Here is a 21,179-nt window from a genome sequence, read left to right as displayed (position 1 = left end):
CTCATCAGTCTAAATTTAACGGCTTAACAAGGTATTAACGTTGGATGAAAGATTCAATCACAGTACTGATTTTTTGGTCTTGGTAAGCCAAGGTTTTCACGTAAGGTATTACCTTCGTAGCTGGTTCGATAGACGCCACGTCTTTGTAGTTCTGGGACTAGTTTATCAACAAAATCATCTATGCCCTGAGGTAGGTAAGGAAACATGATATTAAAACCATCACAGGCATTAGAATTTAGCCACTCTTCCATTTGGTCCGCTATCATTGAGACGGTTCCTAACATTTCTAAACAGCCATAAGAGCCGCCTACATATTGGGCTAATTCGCGTACAGTCATATTGTCTTCTTTTGCCATATCAACAAGTTTTTGACGACCAGATTTAACTGCGTTGGTTTCGGGTATTTCAGGAAGAGGGCCATCAAGATCAAACTTGCTAGCATCACATCCTAACAAAATGGATAAAGAGCCCATGCCTGTGCTAGGGTCAACCATGCTATCTAGTTGACGTTTTTTATTTTTTGCTTCCTCTAAGGTATCACCAATAATAACAAAGCAACCAGGGAAAACTTTAAGGTGATCTGGGTTTCTTCCGTAGGCTTTAGCGCGTGATTTTATATCGGCATAATATTCTTGTGCGGTACTTAGTGTACTAGCGGCTGAAAAGACCATTTCTGCTACTTCTGAGGCAAACTGGCGTCCTGCTTCAGAGGCACCAGCTTGGACTATAAGAGGCCAACCCTGAACCGGACGTGCTACATTTAAAGCACCTTCAACAGCATAAAACTCACCTTTATGTTTAGGTGGGTGCAATTTATCAAGGTCTGCAAATATGCCCGTTTCAGTGTTTCTAAGAATAGCGTCATCTTCCCAGCTATCCCATAGTTTGGTTACCACCTCATAACACTCTCGTCCGCGTTTATAGCGCTCGTCGTGTTCTACTGCTTCTGGTAAACCAAAATTAAGGGCTTCTAACGGATTAGAAGAGGTCACAACATTCCAGCCAGCTCGTCCTTCACTGATGTGGTCTAGTGAAGCGAATTTTCGTGCAATATGGTAAGGCTGGTTGTAGGTTGTGGATGCGGTAGCAATTAGGCCTATATGTTCTGTAACGGCAGCAAGCGCAGGCAGTAGGGTTAGAGGTTCAAGGGATACAACAGTTGCACTTCGTTTTAATGCCTCATCGGGCATGTTTAACAATGAAACGTGGTCCGCCATAAAGATGGCATCAAAAAGCCCTTTCTCTAGGGTTTGTGCAAAACGAATATGGTGTTTAAAGTTAAAGTTTGCATCTGAAAATGCATCAGGGTAGCGCCAACTGCAACTATGGATGCTGGCTGGGCGCATAAAAGCCCCAAAGTGTAACTGTTTTTTTGTACTCATCGTTGCCTCATTCTTTGTAGTATTAAGTTTTTATTTTAGGTTTGGAGGTTCTTTCCAATTAAGCTACTTCGAGCTTTTATTGGTGTTCTGAGAAAATTTTTTATTGTTATTATATTTTTATATGCGTTGAATCTAACGTTTGAACTGCCCTATATATAAACCATAAAAGTGGGAATAGTCCATACAAAAGCTATATAAATGTCTGTCATTAATTACTCGTAGCTCGTTTAAATGGCACATAGTTGAGTCGTTTTATTAATGACGTTACGTTAATAATTAGCCCTTTAATCATCTATATGGGTTTTGATAAAAGTCCCTATCGAATGAATGGCTTGGTGCGCTTCTGGAATCAATCTGGACATTAACTGCCAGACATGAACTTGGCCATGCCAAACTTCAAGCGTTGTATCGACACCTGCTTTTTTTGCAAATTTGTTCAAACGGACGGCATCGTCCAGTAATACCTCATCACTGCCCACTTGAATTAATAGGGGAGGGAGTCCATTTAGCTCGGCAAAAAGAGGTGAAACTCGTCGGTCATCCGCGGCTACATCACCAAGGTATTGATCAGCTAACCATGTTAAGGATTCCTTACATAAAATTGCATCTGCCTTGGCATTCGTTTGCATCGAGTCACCAGAAAAGCTTAAGTCGACCCAAGGAGACAGGCAGATACCTGTAGCCGGTAATGGGATGGACTGCTCTTTTAAGGCAAGCATCAGTGAAATAGTAAGCCCTCCACCGGCTGAATCACCTGCAATAACAATTTTTTTCGGATCTTTGCCGTCATCTAACAAGGCTTTATATGCAGACACTGCATCGTCCAGTGCAGCTGGGAAGGGGGCTTCTGGTGCTAAACGGTAATCTAAAACAAATACCCTTGCTTGAGCTAAATTAGCTAACATGGCTGCCAAGCCTCTATGGCTGGTAGGCGATCCAACCACGTAGCCACCACCATGCAAATATAAAATAGTCGTTTCTTTACTGCCTAATTGCGCTTCATGCCATTCGCCGGGAACACCCCCTAAGGTAGTCACTCGCCCTCGTTCCGGTTTGACGCTCATGACTGCTAACTTGTCCATGTTATCGCGTTCTTGAACCAAATTACGACTGGCTGTGAATTTCCTTTTAATGGTCATTCGCAAAACCTTCGCTAATAACTGACTTCGTATGCTTGCCATTATTGCCTCCTTTATTTATTGATAGTAAACCATAAACCACTACGTAGTATTTATCAGATATTCTTCATCATTTTAGTAAGCGTATAACTTTTTGCTAATATTTAATATCATTAGCTAAAAAAGTTTTTATAATGAGTGTTAGAATTTGTAATATAAGAATTAAAACAATAACTAAGGGCTAGGCATGTCAACGATAAAAACAATTAAAGCGTTAAAGGATGGAGGCGTTAAGGAACCACGGGTGATTATTATGGGTGCCGGTATGTCGGGTATCTTAATGGGCATTAACTTACTAAAGGCGGGGCTAACAAATTTTAGTATTTATGAAAAACGTAGCACTATAGGTGGCACCTGGCGTGAAAACACCTATCCTGGAATTGCATGTGATATACCATCTTATTTTTATACGTACAGCTTCGAGCCTAACCCACATTGGACGCGGCGTTTTCCCCCGGGTTCAGAAATTCAAGCCTATTTTGAGCGAGTTTTTGAAAAGTACCAATTGGCAAGTTACACAACCTTTAATGAAGAAATAACCAATACCCAGCACAAAGATGGGCAATGGCATGTTGAAACGGCCAGTGGAAAAACAGATACCGCTGACTTTATTGTGGCGGCAACTGGGGTGTTACATAAGATCAACGAACCTAAATTTGAAGGTATTGAGGACTTCGAAGGCGATGTTTTTCATACGGCACGCTGGAATCATGACGTTGAGTTATCAGGTAAAAGGATTGGTGTGATTGGCGGGGGGTCAACAGGCACCCAAATGATCGATCCTTTATCTAAGGTTGCTAAAAAGTTGACTTTATTTCAACGTACGCCGCAATGGATTTTCCCGATTCCTGATAAGGCTTATTCTAAACTGTGGATTCGTTCGGTTAAACGGTTTCCTGTTCTTGGGAAGTCTCTTTACCGGCTTTATAAGTTTATGCAAGAAAGAACAGTCGGTGTTGCAACGGTTAAGCCTGGTTGGAATCGTTCAATACTCAATAAGTTGTGCGAATGGAATTTAAATCATGTGAAAGACCCTGTGTTGCGCGCTAAGTTAACGCATAATTATGAACCTGGCTGTAAGCGCCTTGTGATGTCCACCAGCTTTTATCCAGCCATTCAAAAACCGAACGTTGACTTAGTGACAGAAGGCATCGATAAAATTGAAGCAAAAGGTATCCGTACTAAAGATGGCGTCTTGCATGAGCTTGATCTTATCGTACAAGCGACAGGGTTTGATGGTTTTGCTTTTATGCGCCCGATGACCATGCAAGGCACGAATAACACAACATTATCCGAGGCATGGGAAAGCGGCCCGCGTGCTTTTCGTGCGATTACTATTCCAAATTTCCCCAATTTTTTTATGTTAAATGGCCCCAATAGCCCTATAGGGAACTATTCATTAATTGCCATTGCCGAGACGCAAAGCAGCTATATCATGAAATGTATTCAAAAATATATGGAAGGTGTTTTTGATTATATTGAGCCTAAACAAGAAGCTGTTGATGATTTTTATAAAACAGTTCATGAAGCGCTCCCGGGCACCATTTGGACGACAGGTTGCCAAAGTTGGTATTTAGATGATAACGGTGTGCCATTATTGTGGCCGTGGTCACCACAACGTTATGCAAAAGAAATGAGTCAACCAGACTTTAATAATTATCATTTGAAAAAAGCGTAGCTATTAAGTGGAGACAGCTGTCTGTTCTATAAGGTTTCACAACCTTTAGCCGATACTTAAATAATACTTGTTAAACTGTTTTGAGCCTTAGTCGTTGAGATGAGGCTCTTTTTTGAGGGCTAGACTTTAGGGACGGTTAGCTATTTTTGTATAAATAGGCCAGTTAAAACAACCTTTATGTGGGGTTTGATAATTCAGCCAAGGCACCTTTTATAACATGTGCAGACGATCTTAATAAAATAATGGCCAAGAAAGAGGCAATGATAATATCGGGAATCCCAGAATTAAAAAACCACACGCCAAGGGCTGCTAAAAGAACAGATAAGTTAGATGCGATATCATTTCGTGAGCACTCAAACACAGAGCTCATATTTATATCCTCGTGCCGATGTTGCCAAAGTAGTAAAAGGCATAAGCCATTGGCCAGTAGGCCGGCAATACTAAAAATACTCATTACTTCGTAAACTGGCAGGGTGGGCGTTACTAGTCGATATATTATCTGGGCGATAACAACACTCGCGGCAATAAAGATTAGCCCACCTTTGAAAAGTGCAATGCGGGCTTTTAGTTCGGGTCCTTTAGATACTGCAAATAAACTCAGAGCATAGGTTAGTGCGTCGCCTAGGTTATCTAAACTGTCAGACATTAACGCTGTAGATTGACCATAAAAGGCAGCAGCTACTATTACCACGAACATAATGGCATTTATCCAGAGCACCTTAATTAGCGTGCTACGCTGTCTACCTTCTTTTGCATCTAGTGTGCAGCTATTGTCGCAACATGATCCCATATGGTTACCTTAAAGAGCGAATGTCATGGGTAGAATTGAATTATGAACATTGAGTGTGGGCATAAAGTCACCGGTATTATTTATGCTCTTTTTTTGATTGAGCCGACAATAAAAAGCAGTAATACAGCGCCCACAGTTGCGGTGATGATTGAACCAATCAAACCACCCGCAGAAATACCTAACAAACCAAAGACAAACCCACCAAAGACAGCGCCAATAACACCAACGACAATATTGCCTAATAAACCAAAACCGTTACCTTTCATCAGTGTGCCCGCCAACCAACCAGCAATGCCACCAATGGCTAAAAAAATTAAAATGTCCATTGTTTTATCTCTTAATATATAACGTTTATATAAGTTTACCCTAGCATACGGGATATTAGTTGGCGAATGAAAATATCAATCCGTCACCGGCTTTATTTGGTAGGTAGACATTCTTTAGGCCATGTCGTTTTTAAAATAAGCAAGTTCATTATATTTATTTGAACGAGTTTAAAACAACCATGTTGTTGGGTTTGGGTACTCTTGTTGTTGCTCTATTAATTTTAGGCCTTTTATGCAGCGAATAATCAGCCATACCACAGAAAACATTAGTACTAAGTAACCGATTAGAACGGAGGCTAGTAGAGTGCCGACTAGGATAAAGAGAATACCAATCCAAAAGGTCCTAATCTGGAACCGATAATGGCTTTTTAACCATTCCGGTGAGTCGTTTTGGTTAAGGTAGGCCATGACGATGCCAATGATGCTAGTGATACCAAAAACAAGCCCTACCAGATACAGAATGTAGATAGTTTTAGCGGTTCGATCTGTGCTTGGCCCTAGTTGTGCGATTGGTTTATTCATAACTTTTGTCCATATTAGTTTTGTGGCTCACAGGTTCAACTTAGTTACCCTTATACTAAGGTGAGGGTGGTGCAATCATTACGCGATCTCGACCTTGTTGTTTGGCGTTGTACATAGCCTCGTCAGCGCGAGCTAAGAGGCTTTCAATGGACTCGTTGTTGTCAAACATGGCAACGCCGGCACTGATAGTTATCGTAATAAACTCTTCGCTGTTTAGCTTGACGGGGTGTAAAGCTAAAGTGTGTCTTAGTTTGTTACCAAATTCCTCTGCACGTTCTATGTTTGCACCAATTAGCACAAAGATAAATTCTTCTCCCCCGATTCGTCCACAAAAATCAGTTTTTCGGCCTATACCTGAGGCTATTTGTGCAAATTCTACCAATGCTTGATCGCCTGCGGCATGTCCGTATTTGTCATTAATACTTTTAAAATGATCAAGGTCTATTGACAGTACACAGAGTTTTTTGAAAAACCTATTGGATTGATCGATGAGTTGATGCAAACGCTCAAAGGTGGCACGTCGGTTAGGTAGGCTGGTTAACTCGTCAATTCTTGCTAAGGCTTCTAATTCTTCTTCTGATATTTTTTTGTATAACAGGTAGCTGAAGGTATCAGAGAGTAACTGCATCAAGATGTAGTCGTCCTTACAAAAAGGGTCAACAGGAGAGGAGCTGGTGAAATTTACGGTTCCATAGAGTTTGCCATCCAGTTTTAATGGCGTGCCGATGTACGATTCTAATTGGAAATTCTTGTAGCAAGGGTGGTTTTGAATTTGACTCTTACCTACAAAATGAAAGCCAACAGTTTTATTTTCTTTTAATGTGTGAACACAGTAAGTTCCCTCTAGGTCAAATTGTGTTTTTGGCTTTAATTGACCATTAAAATCGACGCAGTTTTCAACCGTATACTCATTGCCTTCAATATGAGACATTATGGCTGTTTCCAGACCAAAATGATTAAGGCCAATGGTCAATAATGATTCTATTTTTTGCTCATAACTTAAGCTAAGGTCAGAGGTTACATTGTGAATTTTTTGCAGGGCATCTAAAGATTGGTCGGCTGAGCGTGCAGGGCGGATAAGGCCTAAAAATCCAATGACCGCTCCATCAGAAGAATGCATAATGGTCCCTGTTGTTACGCCAAGGAAAATTTCTCCGTCCGAACGGCGATATAAAATCCTATAGTTTTCTGTAGGCTTTTCGCTTGCTAGGTTATAGCGATGCCGACCTTGTTCTGAAAAATCATTTTCATCGGCATAAAGTATTTGGGACACTTTTCCATACAGCTGCTGTTTCGAGTAACCAAATAAACGTTCTGCTGCCAAGTTCATATACACTAGGCGTCGATTGGTATCGGCAACTAAAATAGCTTCTTCAAAACCATGGAATATTTCGGAAAGCAGTGCTGATGAAATCGCACTTACTTCGTCCGCAGCTATCATTGATTGCATATTGTCTAACTTAAGTTCATTCATAATTTACCTCAGTAAAATCTATTGCGATAGTGCTAGCAAATAGTGGACCACGATAGAGACCGAAAAACGTGGCGTATTGTAGGTCAGTTACTTTGAACAGTTGTGTACTGTAAGTTTTGGTGTTTATTGAGACTTCCATAAGAATAACCTGATATAGAGTCCAATAGCCCAACCTAAACTTGCCAATAAATAATCATGGAAAACATCAAATAAGAGATCAACCAAGGGCTTCCTTGAGGGGCACAATACTGCTGAGAACCCACACTACTACAAGGATTAAGGCGGTTGCAAATAGAAAATGTAAATACTTGTGGTTTTTTTAATATGGATCATTTTTAAGGCAGTTTTTAGGCGTATTAAGGGAGAATTAGAATTCAATGATAATGGACTCATTAAGTAGCCTCATAATGAGGCTGTTGTTCTGATTTAATAGATGGATTTTGATACGCTAGTTAAATGAATTTTTCAGATTTTTTTAAAGCAATAAAACAAGGCGCAGTCGTGATTACCGTGAATCAGCGTTTATCACGACACTTAACAAGTTGGGTTGAACAAGCGCTAGTGGATGAAGGTGCGGCTGTCTGGGCTTCGCCTATGATTATGTCGTTTGATGTTTGGTTATTACAGTGCTGGCAACGACGGTTTGATCTGCAAAGCAATGAGGCATCGGCTTCGTTAGTGAATAAAACTCTATTAACACAGGAACAAGCGCTAGTTATTTGGGAACGTGTTATACGACAGACCTTGGGTGCTGAGTTATTAAACGTACCAGCAACGGCCAAAGCAGCCAGTAAAGCCAGACAACTTAGCCTGCAATGGATGATCGCTGAAAACGCAGTGAATGATATTTCTACCGGTGTTGATATGGCCTCGTTTAACCAATGGCATGATGCGTATAAAGATGAATTAAATAAATCAGCTTGGATAGATCGTGCGCAGTTAATAAAGACGGTTAGTGAATTGGTAGATCAAGATTGTTTGCTATTGCCAAATCAGATTATTTTTTCAGGGTTTGAAATTTATACGCCGACACAACAGTCATTGCATGCATTGTTAATAGAGAAAGGGCATCAACTTAGCGAGTTTTCTGCAGAGGCCGCTACAAACCAGACGCATGTGCTTAAAGCGATTGATCGTAAAGAAGAAGTGAAGCTAATGGCGCAATGGGCAAGAGAACGTTTGGATGAAAACCCTGACAATAAGATCGGTATAGTCGTGCCAGATTTGGAAGTCATGCGAGAATCGATTGAGTCAGCCTTTAAAACGGTTTTTTATCCCAGTGTTGTTTACCCAGTAGATGTACCTTTTGAAAAACCATATAACGTGTCGTTGGGCCAGTCTCTATTAAGCTATTCTCCCATTCAACAAAGCCTTCGGTTGTTACAATTTTGTAGCCAACCAATAACTTTTAGTGAACTGTGTCTATTGCTTCGTTCTTCTTTTATTACGGCGGGGCAAAAGGAATGGGGTCAGCGCGCACGATTGGAAGTTGTTCTACGTAAAAAAGGCATCTTGTCCTGCTCGGTCAAGCAGTTACGCAATAGTCTTCAGGCACCTAAAGACGATGAGTCTTTATGCCCGTTACTGCTTAAGTGTTTAAATCAGGTAATAGAGCTGCTAGAGGCAAAGCCAAACCGTGTGCTGCCGTCAGACTGGGTACAGCTGTTTAGGTCTTTTTTAGCCACCATGGGGGTGCAAGGCGATCGAGTATTAAGCTCCACAGAATACCAAGTATTCCAAGTGTGGGACGATGTGTTGAAAAGTTTTTCAACCTTGGATGAGGTGTATAGTGTAATCACCTTTGAAACGGCACTAAATGCATTACGAAAAATACTACTTGAACGTGTTTTTCAACCTGAAACCCCAACAGCAGCGATTCAAATAATGGGTTTAATGGAGGCATCAGGACATACGTTTGATGCGTTATGGGTGTGTGGTTTAGATGATAAAACATGGCCACAATCGCCAAACCCTAGCCCTTTTTTACCGCTTGCCGAACAGCGCAATAAAGGTTTGGTTCAATCATCTGCTGAACACCAATATCAACATGCGAAAATAATCACAAAAAACTGGGCTCGTTCAGCAAAAACAGTGGTGTTTAGTTTTTCTCATGTTAAGGATGAAGCAGTACAAACAAAGAGCTCACTGATAGAAGGTTACCCTGTGATAACAAAGAAGCAGTTATTACAACAACTACCCGTGAATCCAATTGAACACCGAGTAGGTAATAAGAATTTTAAATGGATTGAAGATGTTTCCGGGCCATTGCTAGAAAAAAGCGAAACAGTGCGCGGTGGTGTCAGCATATTGAAAGATCAAGCCGCGTGTCCATTTAAAGCTTATGTGCATTTTCGTTTGCAAACGAACGCTTTACAAGAGCCTGAGCCAGGAATAGATGCACGCTTACGCGGTAGTCTTGTACATCGAAGTTTAGAAGAACTATGGACGAAGATTAAAACGCATAAAGCCTTATGTGATTTATCAGTTGATGAACAATATGAGCTGGTCAAAGCGATTGTGACGGCTGTCGTTCAAACTGAAAGTAAACGGACCGCTATTTTAAAGAAAGCACTGGGTCAGCTAGAAACCGAAAGAATCACGCAATTATTAATGGCATGGCTGAACATAGATCGCCAACGAGAGCCGTTTGAGGTTATTGCAACGGAATTAAAGCAGTTGTTAAGCGTTGGAGAATTACAACTTAACACCATTATTGATCGTGTGGATAAGCTACCAGATGGTTCATTAGCGATTATTGATTATAAAACAGGTGATTGCAGTATTAATAGTTGGTTTGGTCTGCGGCCTGAAGAGCCACAATTACCACTGTATAGTGTATTTAGTGAAGGTAATGTAGGTAGCATCAGCTTTGCGCAACTTAAAAAAGGCCAAACTCAGTATCAAGGTTTAACGGATAGTGACGATCACTTTTCTACATTAAAAAACTTAGCGGATAAAAAAGTAAAAGCAGACTATGATCAATGGAATAATCAAATGGATCATTGGCGTACAGTGTTGGGTGGTTTGTCCGATGAGTTTGTTACAGCTAATGCACGTGTGAGCCCAACGGCCAAGGCTTGCCAATATTGTGATTTGACTAGTCTATGCCGTATTAATGAACAAATAACGCAAAGGGCTGCTGAAGATGAGTAAACCGCATGATATTGCTCAACGACAAGAGGTGCTGGATGTTAGTCAATCGTTTATCGTTCAAGCGCCTGCCGGTTCGGGAAAAACCAGTTTATTAACGCTAAGGTTTTTGCATTTACTAAGTATTGTTAATAACCCTGAAGAAATTTTAGCGATTACCTTCACGAAAAAAGCAGCGGCTGAAATGCACCTGCGTATCATAGAGTCGATTAAGCTAGCGACCAAGCCTTGTCCTGAGAATGAGTTTGAAGCACAAACATGGTTAGTTGCTGCAAAAGTGCTCGAGCGTGATGAAGCCTTACAATGGCATCTGTTACAAAACCCAAACCGTTTACGAGTGCAAACCATTGATTCATTGTGTGCGCACTTAGTGAAGCAAATGCCAATTACTGCACAGTTTGGTTCTTTGCCCAACATTCAACAAGATGCCAGTTCTCTATACACTCAAGCAGCTAGCAACTGTTTAAAAGAACTTGACAGTAATGACCGTGTTGGCGAAGCGATAAGGTTACTGTTAATTCATGTGGATAACCATTTGTCACGAGCTGAAGATTTAATTTCATCGATGTTAGCTTCAAGAGACCAATGGCTACGCCACGTCTTAATGAGTGACTCTGATGCAGCTAAACGTGAAGCATTAGAAAACGTTTTAACGCAAACGGTCGAGTCAACACTGGCTGATATTGTGCGGCATCTGAGTCAACAGCAAGCAGATGTTCTAAAAGATTTACTACAGTTTGCGGCAACTAATTTAAGTGATAAAACGTCACCTGTGTGTTACTTGGCTGAACACGTTGATGAGTTGGACACCTCGGCTGATTCATTAAATGATTGGTTAATCTTGAGGGACTTTTTGCTCACCGGTGCGGGAACTTGGCGTAAACAAGCAGATGCAAAAATGGGTTTTCCACCCGTCAGTCAAGCCAGTAATAAAGATCAAAAGGCTCTGTACACAGATAAAAAGAATGACTACAAAGCGTTGTTGTTGGCCTTACAAGAAAATGATGAATTAACCGAAGCGATGGCTTGGTTGCGTTACCTGCCAAGTCCAGGATATAGCGATCAACAGTGGCAAATTATTCAAGCTTTATTATTGATCTTGCCGCAAGCCGTTGCTCATTTACGATTGGTGTTTCAACAGATGGGTTGTGTTGATTTTTGTGAAGTGTCATTAAGTGCCAGTCGAGCGATTCATGATGCGAGCGGAATGACCGATGTTGGTTTAAAGCTAGATTACCAACTGCAACACATGCTTGTTGATGAGTTTCAAGACACGTCTGAAACTCAATTTATGTTATTAAAAGATTTAGTGGCAGGTTGGCAAGAAGGCGATGGGCGAACATTATTTTTGGTGGGTGACCCGATGCAATCTATTTATCGGTTTCGTCAGGCTGAGGTTGGCTTGTTTTTAAAAACTCAGCAAGATGGTTTGGGTGAAGTTAAGAATATTAAACCGGTTAATATTGCGGTTAATTTTCGCTCGCAAGAAGGGGTTATTAACTGGGTAAATGAGGCGTTTAGCCGGATTATGCCGCCAAGTGATAATATATTCAGTGGTGCTATTTCTTATAAAGCTTCAATAGCATTTAAAACAGCACAAGCTGCAACTAATGGCGTTCAATATTACCCGTATGAAAGCAGAGTTCAAGAGGGTAAAGGCTTATTAGCCTTAATTCAGCAGATTCAACAAACATCGCCTAATGAGTCAATCGGTGTGTTGGTTCGAGGGCGTAAGAGCTTAAGTGAGTTGGTTATCGCGTTAAATGAGGCATCTGTGGCTTATCAAGCCAGTGATATTGACCCACTTAATACACGACAAACAGTGATTGATTTAATGTCCCTGACACGAGCCTATTTACACCCGGCAGATCGGTTGGCGTGGTTATCCGTATTACGTGCGCCATGGTGTGTTCTAAGTTTGGTAGATATGCATTTGTTACTAGAAGGCGAAACGAATGAAACGGTCTGGCAGTTAATACAACACAGTGAACGGATACAGGAATTATCGCAAGACGGGCAAAGGAGTATTGCCCATGTGGTATCACATTTTAAGGTTGCACTCTCGTATCGAGAACAGATGAGTGTGACCGACTCAATACTTGGTTTATGGTCTGAGTTGTTAGGCCCTGAGGGTTTATCGTCTGCTGCTGATTTAGCCGATTGCGAACGGTTTTTTGAGTGTTTGCAAATGTTAGAGCTTGATAAAGGCAGTGTTGATATCACAGAGCTTGAAGAGCAGATTGATAAACTGTACGCAGCTCCAAACACACAAGCGCCTGATACATTACAGATAATGACGATACATAAAGCTAAAGGTTTGGAGTTTGATCATGTAATTTTGCCGGGCTTAGATAGACGCTCAGGGCGAGATGAGTCACGTTTGTTGTCTTGGCTAGAACGCCCTTCGGAGATAGCGGGAGGTAGTGAGTTAATGATTGCACCCCTTAAGGAAGTGGGGGCGAACGAGGATGATGCCATTGTTAATTATTTAAATAGGGTAGAGCAGGAAAAGGCCATTCATGAAAGTCAGCGATTGTTATATGTGGCGGCGACCCGTGCTAAAAAACAATTACATTTAAGTTTTTGCTTAACGCTTAACGAAAAAACACAAGAGGCTAAAACGCCTGCGAGTAATACCTTACTTGGTTTGCTTTGGCCGACAATTAAAGATGAGGTTGTTATTAAATTTTCAGATAACAAACTAGATGATAATAAGGCTCTAACAAATTGTTATTTAAAGGAAATAAATATATACGATATTGATAAAAAAGATTATTCAATGCTGGATTATCAGCATGGTTTAGATAATAGGATACGGCTACAAACAAATATCATTGAATATGATTGGGCCTCAGATTTAGCCGCATCGGTCGGGACTGTTTGTCATCAATGGATGCAAATAATGGGTGAGCAAGGCTGTTTAAAAGTTGATGATGGAATCATGCGAGTAAAGGTTCAACAGCAACTTGTAGAGCTTGGCGTCTTACCTCGGCACCTTGATGAAGCTACTAAGCGTGTTTTACACGTTCTTGATGTTTGTGTGAAAGATTCGCGTGGTCAATGGGTTCTTAATAATCAGCATGAAGATAGTCAGTTTGAATTATCGCTGTCAGGAGTAGTGGATGAAGCGATCATTCATTACCGATTAGACAGAACCTTTGTTGATGAGGGTAAACGTTGGATTATTGATTTTAAAACAAGCCGCCATGATGACGATGATAAGGAGCAGTTTTTGGACGCTGAAGTGACACGATATAAGGCTCAACTTGAACGTTATGCCCAATTGATGAGCAAAAAGGAGTCGCGACCTATTATGTTAGGGCTTTATTATCCAGAATTTGCTGGGTGGCGAAGCTGGGAATATATGGATGTTTAAATCGCGAAAAGTTTGCTTAATAGGCCTTGTAGCGTTGTTGTTTGTAGGTTTTTATTGGTTAGGTTTTGATCAATATATCGATTTAACTGTTTTAAAAGAAAAAAACGATGAATTAGCCGCTTATTACATTGCAAACCCCTGGCAAACTTCCGCTTGGTTTTTTGTTTTTTATATTATTTCAACGGCTATTTCTATACCGGGAGCTAGTATTCTGACCTTGGCGGCGGGTGCAATTTTTGGTTTGTTTTGGGGCGTTATATTAGTTTCATTTGCATCAACAATAGGGGCGAGTTTAGCTTTTTTATTGTCTCGTTATATTTTGAAGGAGACAGTGCAGCTAAAATTTTCCGATAAACTTACCGATGTAAATGCCGGGATCAAAAAAGAAGGGGCTTTTTACCTTTTTACATTACGTTTAATTGTGCTGTTTCCATTTTGGCTTGTTAACCTGTTAATGGGGCTGACACCTATTAAATTAAGGAGCTATTTTTGGGTTAGTCAAATAGGTATGTTGCCAGCCACAATATTGTTTGTTAATGCAGGTACGCAATTAACTAAGGTTGAACAGCTGTCAGATGTTTTATCGCCAGCAGTCGCTATTTCATTTGCGTTACTGGGGCTATTTCCCTTATTCGCCAAAACCGTGCCGACTATTATTCGACGTTATAAAATTTTAACGTCCTATAAAAAACCTAAGGTTTTTGATTATAACTTAGTTGTAATCGGTGGTGGTTCTGCGGGGTTAGTAAGCGCTTATCTTGCAGCAGCAGTAAACGCTAAAGTCTTGTTAATTGAAAAAAATAAAATGGGGGGCGATTGCCTCTATAGTGGTTGTGTGCCCTCAAAATCACTGATTAAGTCTAGCCGTTTTTTAGCAGAATTAAGCAGAAGTAAGCACTATGGTATAAACAGTGCTTCGGCAGAATTTGATTTTGCTGAGGTTATGGAGCGTGTATCGTCGGTTATCAAGCAAATTGAACCGCATGATTCTGTAGAACGTTACACTCAATTGGGTGTTGAGTGTATGCAAGCTGAAGCGCGTGTGTTATCACCTTGGGAAATAGCCGTTGGCGATCGAATCATTAGCAGCCGACATATTATTGTTGCGACCGGTGCTAAACCACGGATACCAACGATTGAAGGGGTTGATCAAGTTCCTTATTACACATCGGACACAATATGGTCATTGCGTGAACAACCGAAACACCTTCTTGTTGTTGGGGCTGGGCCTATTGGTTGTGAATTGGGTCAGAGTTTTAGTAGATTAGGCAGCAAGGTAACCCTTATTGATAACGCCGATCGCATTATGCCGTCTGAGGATGAAGAGTCAGTCGGTGTGTTAATGACTCATTTGGAACACGATGGTGTTGAATTAAAACTACAATATTCGGTTGATTCCTTCGCAATGGACAATAATCAATGTGTCGCCACGCTTAAATCGGCACAAGGTAAGCCGTTAAAACTTATTTTTGATGCGGTACTCTTTGCTGTTGGACGAGAGGCCAATGTTGCTGGTTTAGGTTTGCAAGAGCTTGGGGTTCAATTAACACAATCGGGTACGATAAAGGTCGATAAATACATGAGAACCCATGTGCCCACCATATACGCTTGTGGAGATGTCGCTGGGCCTTACCAATTTACCCATACCGCTGCACATTTTGCTTGGTATAGCGTTGTGAATAGTTTATTTGGTGATTTTTGGCGTTTTAAAGCAGACCGAAGGGTGATCCCAAGGGTGACCTTTACAGAGCCAGAAATAGCCAGTGTGGGTTATAACGAGCAATCAGCAAAAGCGGCGGGCTTGCAAATAGAGACAACAAAATTTGAGTTTAATGAACTTGATAGAGCCATTGTAGAGGGTAAAACAGAAGGGTTTGTTAAAGTGCTAACTGCAGCAGGAAAAGATCATATTTTAGGCGTTACCATTGTTGGAGAACATGCTGGTGAAATACTGCCTGAGTTTGTTTTAGCCATGAAGCATGGGTTGGGCTTAAATAAAATATTAGCAACGATTCATGTGTACCCAACATGGGCTGAAGCAAGTAAATATACAGCGGGGGTCTGGAAAAAGAACCATCAGCCTACAAAATTGCTAAAAATTTTAAAACGCTACCATTTAGCTAGGCGGAGTTAACTATGCACCCAACGTTAGCTAAGCTAGTGGATACAAACTTCCCTGCGATAACACGAACTAAACTTCACACGTTACAAGTAAACATGGGGTATTTGTGTAACCAGTCCTGCTTACACTGTCATGTTAATGCTGGTCCGACACGTAAAGAAATAATGGCGAAAGAAACTATCGATCAAGTCTTTAATTTTATAGATCAGCAGGCTATTAAAACACTCGATTTGACCGGCGGTGCGCCAGAAATGAACCCTTGTTTTCAATATGTCGTTATAGAAGCGAGAAATAGAGGAGTGGAGGTCATTGATCGCTGCAATTTAACGATTCTTGAAGAACCGGGTTATGAATATTTGGCTGATTTTTTAGCATCTAATAAAGTACAAATTGTTGCCTCCCTACCATGCTACTCCAGTGATAATGTAGATGCACAACGTGGTAAGGGGGTCTTTGAAAAGAGTATCACTGCGTTAAAAAAACTAAATACCCTCGGTTATGGGGAAGCATTAGAACTAAACCTTGTATATAACCCACAGGGTACTCAAGTGCCGCCAGATCAGTCGGCTCTTGAAGCGGATTATAAAGACCATTTATTTGAACACTTCGGCATTGTGTTTACGCGTTTGTTCACGATAACAAATATGCCCATTAAGCGGTTTGGTAGTTGGCTGATTTCAACAGGTCAGTTTGACGAATATATGAACGTACTTAAAACGGCGCACCAAGCGGTTAACCTTGATCAAGTGATGTGTAAAAGTACTTTAAGTGTTGATTGGGCAGGTTATGTGTACGATTGCGATTTTAATCAAATGCTAGGCTTGCCTGCTGGCCAGCTTAAATCAAAGAGGCATATTAGCGAGTGTTTAGGGCTTGATTTTGAATCACAAGCCATTACGGTAGCCGATCATTGTTATGGTTGCACGGCGGGTAGTGGTTCAAGCTGTGGTGGCGCCTTGAAGCAGTGATTATAAAATATCCTATAGAAGGGGCTGTTATTAATGCCTGAGCTATCTATTATTATTCCCACGCTGAATGAGGAGACGGCCTTACCGGTAACGCTGGCATCGTTACAATCGCTTAGAAGGGAAGGTGTCGAAATTATAGTGGTAGATGGCGGCAGCACCGATAAGACGGTCTGCTGCACAGAAGGCCTTGTTGAACAGCTGGTGGTCTCTTCAGCAGGACGTGCGGTGCAACTTAATAAAGGTGCACAAGTAGCACGTGGAAAGGTATTGCTTTTTTTACATGCAGATACCCTGCTAGCAGACAGGGCCATTAAAAAACTATTAAAGCAACCGAAACAGCCAACTCTTTGTTGGGGACGTTTTAAGGTCAAGTTGGACGATACAGCAATTGTTTTTCGAATAATTGAAACGATGATGAATTGGCGCTCTTGTTTGACCGGTATCGTAACAGGGGACCATGCAATGTTTGTTTCAAAGCACTTGTTTGAACAGGTAGGCGGCTACCCGTGCATTGAGCTTATGGAAGATATTGCAATAAGCAAAAAACTAAAAAAAGTTTCAAAGCCGATATGCCTTAAAGAAACTGTTACCACATCCTGCCGGCGTTGGCAGGTTAATGGGGTCGTGAAAACAGTCCTGTTAATGTGGTTTTTAAGGTGGGCATATTTTTTTAATGCGGAACCTAAAGTATTGGCGCAGAAGTACCGCCAAATTAGAATCAAGTAGTACTGTTTTGCGACGAAGTCAGTTTTTCAATTAAGCTTTCTTTTAGCTGATCGATGATCTCGGAATCTTCAATCATTTTGTTATCGCTATCGGTAATATAGAAAATATCTTCAGCGGTTGAACCTAAGGTGGTAATTTTTGCATTTCGCACGTTAACTTTACAGGCACTAAAGCATTGCCCAATGGTGGATAAAACACCGGGTTGGTCTTGTGTGCGTATTTCTAAAATGGTGTAGCGTTTTTGATAATCACTTTTAAAGCTGATAGTCGTTTTAATGTTGAAGTGTTGAGATTGGCGAGGCCTATGCCTATCAACCGATAAAACTGATTGGTCTGGCGCTATTAAATTAGCACGTAAGACGTTGACGATAGATTGTTCACGAGTAAGGTCGGGAATAGGGCTGCCGTTATCTTCTAAAACATGGAAACTAATCAATGCGAGGTCTTCATTAGTGGTAATGATTCGAGCATCTAAAATATTAAGGCCAAGCTGATCGAGCGTTGCTGTGCAGATAGCAAATGTGCCAGCGCGATCATCTACGTAAATAAAAATTTCTGCGCCACCGCGATGTGTTTGTGGGCGTAGTAAGACCAGTGGCATCTCTTCTTGACGACAAGATGATATGGCCAATGTGTGCCAAATACTATCTTCAACAGAAAACCGTGAAAAATAATCCTTACTGATTGTTCGCCATACTCGATCAATTTTATCATCACTTAAGCCACGGATATTAAGGCCTTGTCTAGCCTGATACTGCATGTCTTTGATTTCGTCACTTAATTCATCAGTGACCGTTTGTAATCCGCGACGTAAAAGTTGCTGAGTGTTGTTGTAGAGTTCTTTTAATAACGAGCCTTTCCAGTCGTTCCACAGCGTTGGGTTTGTTGCTCTAATATCTGCAACGGTTAGTAGGTAGAGGTAATCAAGGTACTCAAGACTGCCAATTTTAGAGGCAAATTTATGAATAACAGCGGGGTCATTAATATCCTTACGCTGCGCGGTCATTGACATGATTAGGTGGTTTTGAACCAGCCAACCGACAAGGTTGGTGTCATAAGAATTGTAGCCATGCTGGCGGCAAAATTCGATGGCATCATGCATGCCAAGTTCTGCATGGTTGCCGCCGCGGCCTTTAGCAATATCATGAAATAAGCCAGCTAAATAAAGTAACTCAGGTTTGCGAATTTCTTGAAAGACATCGAAACAATGCGGCAGGTCGTCACGGTGCTTTTCTAAGGCAAACCGTCTTAGGTTTCTAACGATAAATAGGGTGTGCTGATCAACGGTATAGGCATGAAATAAGTCATACTGCATACGCCCGATAATATCGTCAAAGGCTGGAATATAAGCCGCTAATAAACCGTAGCGATTCATCCGACGAAATTGATGGGTGATGCCATGCGGTTGGCGAAGAATATCTAAAAATAAACGTTTAGCCCGAGGGTTTGCCCTGAACTCATCATCAACGAGGTGTAAAGACTCGCGTATTAAGCGGATAGTTGCTGATCTGATCCCCTTTACATCTTCATGTTTTTGTAATTGAAGGATAATATCGAGTAGAGCAGTAGGTGTTGTTTTAAAGGTATCTGGATGCGTCACCTCGATATAATCATTAATGATCCTAAAAGATTCATTGATAGGGGTCACATCCATGACTTTATTTTCTAACGCCTCATTAAATATTTGCAAGACCAGTTCATTAATGCGCTCAAGGTCCATCACAGTACGGTAGTACAGCTGCATAAATGATTCGACAGCAAGGTTGTTATCGCCATCTTCAAAACCAAAGGCTAAGGCAAGGTTTTTTTGATAATCAAAAAGCAGGCGGTTTTCAGGTCGATTCGCTAAAAGGTGTAATTCGAAACGGACTTTCCAAAGAAAGCGTTGCCCTTTTACCAGTGAGCGATACTCATTTTTAGTAAGAAACGCATGATTTACCAATTCACCAAGTGAATTGGAACCAAAATAACGCTGGGTAATCCATTGAATCGTTTGAATGTCTCGTAACCCACCTGGCCCTTCTTTCATATCAGGTTCTAGGTTGTAAGCGGTATTGCCAAACTTCAAGTGTCTGTTGTGTTGTTCTGCTACTTTTTCGCGAAAAAATGCAACCGGCGACCAAAGATTATCGATACTGATCTGATCTTGCATGTCAGAAAAGAAAGCCTCTGAACCTGTGATGAGGCGAGCTTCCATAAGGTTTGTAATAACCGTAATATCTAACTTAGATTGTTCTAGGCAGTCTGAAATTGTTCGTACACTTAGGCCCGGCTTAAGACCAATATCCCATAGGAATGTCGAGAACGATTCGAGTTCTGTTTTGTAATTGTCGAGCTCGGATTCATCAAAGATAATGAGTAAATCAATATCGGAAAAAGGGTGCAGTTCCGCGCGGCCATAACCACCGGTGGCAATTAAGGCCAGTTGGTTAGAATAGGGGCCTAATATTTCATTCCAATAGTTGGTAAGTAATTGATCGATAAAATCACTACGAGCTTTTAGAAGTGTTTCTACCGTTTCACCAGACTTAGCGCGTGTATGTAATTCATTATTAAAGGCTTGAATTAGCGCTTTAATATCAGCAATTTTATGCGCGGCTGGTTCATTTTCAGTAGGAAGAGATGTCATGATTTATATAACTCTGGTGGAATATGGGTTGCTTCAATGGCCTCGTTATCTCGAACGGTAAAAATTTCAAACCCAGTGGATGTGACCGTTAAGGTGTGTTCAAACTGTGCGGATAGGCTGCGGTCTTTAGTAACCACGGTCCAATCATCTGCCAGTGTTTTTACATTCCTTTTGCCAGCATTAATCATCGGTTCTATAGTAAAGGTCATGCCCTCTTCTAGTGTGGTACCGGTATTAGGTTCGCCGTAATGTAAAACTTGGGGCTCTTCATGAAAAACGCGCCCAATACCATGACCACAATACTCTCGAACAATAGAGTAACGCCTGCTTTCTGCAAATTTTTGAATAGCATGGCCAATATCACCAAGTCTTGCGCCGGGCTTAACCATGCTAATGCCTAGGTATAAAGCTTTTTGTGTGGTATCGATAAGACGCTTGGCTAAAATGCTTGGTTCACCAACAACGAACATTTCACTGGTATCACCATGGAACTCATCTTTAATAACGGTGATATCAATATTGACGATATCTCCTTTTTTAAGTTTTTTATGGTTGGGGATACCGTGGCAAACAGTTTGGTTAACCGAGGTGCAGATTGATTTTGGAAAGCCATGGTAATTAAGCGGGGCGGGGATTGTTTTTTGGGTGTTAACCATGAAGTCGTGACAACGTTGGTTAAGCTCCTCTGTAGTGACACCTGGAACAACATATTCCCTGATCATCTCGAGAACTTCAGCAGCTAAACGGCCAGCGACACGCATTTTTTCAATTTCAGGGGGTGTTTTTAAAGTAATACTCATATTTTAATAAATAAAGTGGTTTCAGAATGTCAAACAAGTGACAGATTATAACGCTTAA

The 21,179-nt window shown here is 41.1% G+C and carries 14 protein-coding genes; 6 read left to right on the top strand and 8 right to left on the bottom strand.

All coding sequences use genetic code 11. The annotated features are described in order from the left end of the window. Positions 1 to 53: 53 nt before the first annotated feature. Positions 54 to 1,382, bottom strand: a complete 1,329-nt coding sequence (locus CYCME_RS07775) for an LLM class flavin-dependent oxidoreductase (RefSeq protein ID WP_016390781.1) — start codon at positions 1,380 to 1,382, stop codon at positions 54 to 56. Positions 1,383 to 1,666: 284 nt separating this feature from the next. Further along, positions 1,667 to 2,563: an alpha/beta hydrolase gene (locus CYCME_RS07770; protein ID WP_016390780.1), complete on the bottom strand. Its 897-nt coding sequence runs from the start codon at positions 2,561 to 2,563 to the stop codon at positions 1,667 to 1,669. A 184-nt stretch (positions 2,564 to 2,747) separates the two neighbouring features. On the opposite strand from CYCME_RS07770, the gene CYCME_RS07765 reads away from it, so the two are divergent. Beyond that, on the top strand, positions 2,748 to 4,238 hold the full coding sequence (locus CYCME_RS07765) for a flavin-containing monooxygenase (RefSeq protein WP_020932700.1): 1,491 nt from the start codon (positions 2,748 to 2,750) through the stop codon (positions 4,236 to 4,238). 175 nt (positions 4,239 to 4,413) lie between these two features. Here CYCME_RS07765 and CYCME_RS07760 read toward each other — a convergent pair whose 3' ends face one another. From CYCME_RS07760 to CYCME_RS07745, 4 genes are all read right to left on the bottom strand, one after another. Next, entirely contained in the window at positions 4,414 to 5,028 is a 615-nt protein-coding gene (locus tag CYCME_RS07760) for a cation transporter (RefSeq protein ID WP_015005809.1), read from the bottom strand. 80 nt (positions 5,029 to 5,108) lie between these two features. After that, complete coding sequence (locus tag CYCME_RS07755) at positions 5,109 to 5,354, bottom strand: GlsB/YeaQ/YmgE family stress response membrane protein (protein WP_015005810.1); 246 nt, start codon at positions 5,352 to 5,354, stop codon at positions 5,109 to 5,111. A gap of 168 nt (positions 5,355 to 5,522) precedes the next feature. Next, positions 5,523 to 5,876, bottom strand: a complete 354-nt coding sequence (locus CYCME_RS07750; RefSeq protein ID WP_020162102.1) for a DUF4870 family protein — start codon at positions 5,874 to 5,876, stop codon at positions 5,523 to 5,525. Between the two features lie 55 nt (positions 5,877 to 5,931). Continuing rightward, positions 5,932 to 7,350 carry a diguanylate cyclase gene (locus tag CYCME_RS07745; RefSeq protein ID WP_020932699.1) on the bottom strand — a complete coding sequence of 473 codons (1,419 nt, stop codon included), beginning with the start codon at positions 7,348 to 7,350 and terminating at the stop codon, positions 5,932 to 5,934. A 456-nt stretch (positions 7,351 to 7,806) separates the two neighbouring features. Between CYCME_RS07745 and CYCME_RS07740 the strand changes: the two genes are divergently transcribed. The 5 genes from CYCME_RS07740 to CYCME_RS07720 are packed head-to-tail and all read left to right on the top strand — an operon-like array spanning position 7,807 to position 17,692. Further along, a complete protein-coding gene (locus CYCME_RS07740) occupies positions 7,807 to 10,503 on the top strand; it encodes a PD-(D/E)XK nuclease family protein (RefSeq protein ID WP_020932697.1) in 2,697 nt (898 codons plus the stop codon). Then, positions 10,496 to 13,876 carry a UvrD-helicase domain-containing protein gene (locus CYCME_RS07735; RefSeq protein ID WP_020932696.1) on the top strand — a complete coding sequence of 1,127 codons (3,381 nt, stop codon included), beginning with the start codon at positions 10,496 to 10,498 and terminating at the stop codon, positions 13,874 to 13,876. Before CYCME_RS07740 ends, CYCME_RS07735 begins: the two co-directional genes overlap by 8 nt. Next, a complete protein-coding gene (locus CYCME_RS07730; RefSeq protein WP_020932695.1) occupies positions 13,869 to 16,010 on the top strand; it encodes an FAD-dependent oxidoreductase in 2,142 nt (713 codons plus the stop codon). The genes CYCME_RS07735 and CYCME_RS07730 overlap by 8 nt, the downstream gene beginning before the upstream one ends. Positions 16,011 to 16,012: 2 nt before the next feature. After that, the gene (arsS, locus tag CYCME_RS07725) at positions 16,013 to 16,966 is read left to right on the top strand and encodes an arsenosugar biosynthesis radical SAM (seleno)protein ArsS (RefSeq protein ID WP_020932694.1); all 954 of its coding nucleotides are present in this window, start codon (positions 16,013 to 16,015) and stop codon (positions 16,964 to 16,966) included. Between the two features lie 33 nt (positions 16,967 to 16,999). Continuing rightward, complete coding sequence (locus tag CYCME_RS07720) at positions 17,000 to 17,692, top strand: TIGR04283 family arsenosugar biosynthesis glycosyltransferase (RefSeq protein ID WP_020932693.1); 693 nt, start codon at positions 17,000 to 17,002, stop codon at positions 17,690 to 17,692. On the opposite strand, the gene glnD is transcribed toward CYCME_RS07720, so the two are convergent. Both glnD and map read right to left on the bottom strand, forming a co-directional pair. Next, on the bottom strand, positions 17,685 to 20,321 hold the full coding sequence (gene glnD / locus CYCME_RS07715) for a [protein-PII] uridylyltransferase (protein ID WP_015005818.1): 2,637 nt from the start codon (positions 20,319 to 20,321) through the stop codon (positions 17,685 to 17,687). The two genes, CYCME_RS07720 and glnD, sit on opposite strands and share 8 nt — an antisense overlap. Continuing rightward, positions 20,318 to 21,121, bottom strand: a complete 804-nt coding sequence (gene map / locus CYCME_RS07710) for a type I methionyl aminopeptidase (protein WP_020932692.1) — start codon at positions 21,119 to 21,121, stop codon at positions 20,318 to 20,320. The genes glnD and map overlap by 4 nt, the downstream gene beginning before the upstream one ends. Positions 21,122 to 21,179 lie beyond the last annotated feature (58 nt).

It is taken from the genome of Cycloclasticus zancles 78-ME (assembly GCF_000442595.1).
Taxonomy (GTDB): Bacteria; Pseudomonadota; Gammaproteobacteria; order Methylococcales; family Cycloclasticaceae; genus Cycloclasticus; species Cycloclasticus pugetii.
The sequence above is the reverse complement of the archived record's forward strand: the minus strand, read 5'-3'. Positions and strand labels throughout refer to the sequence as shown.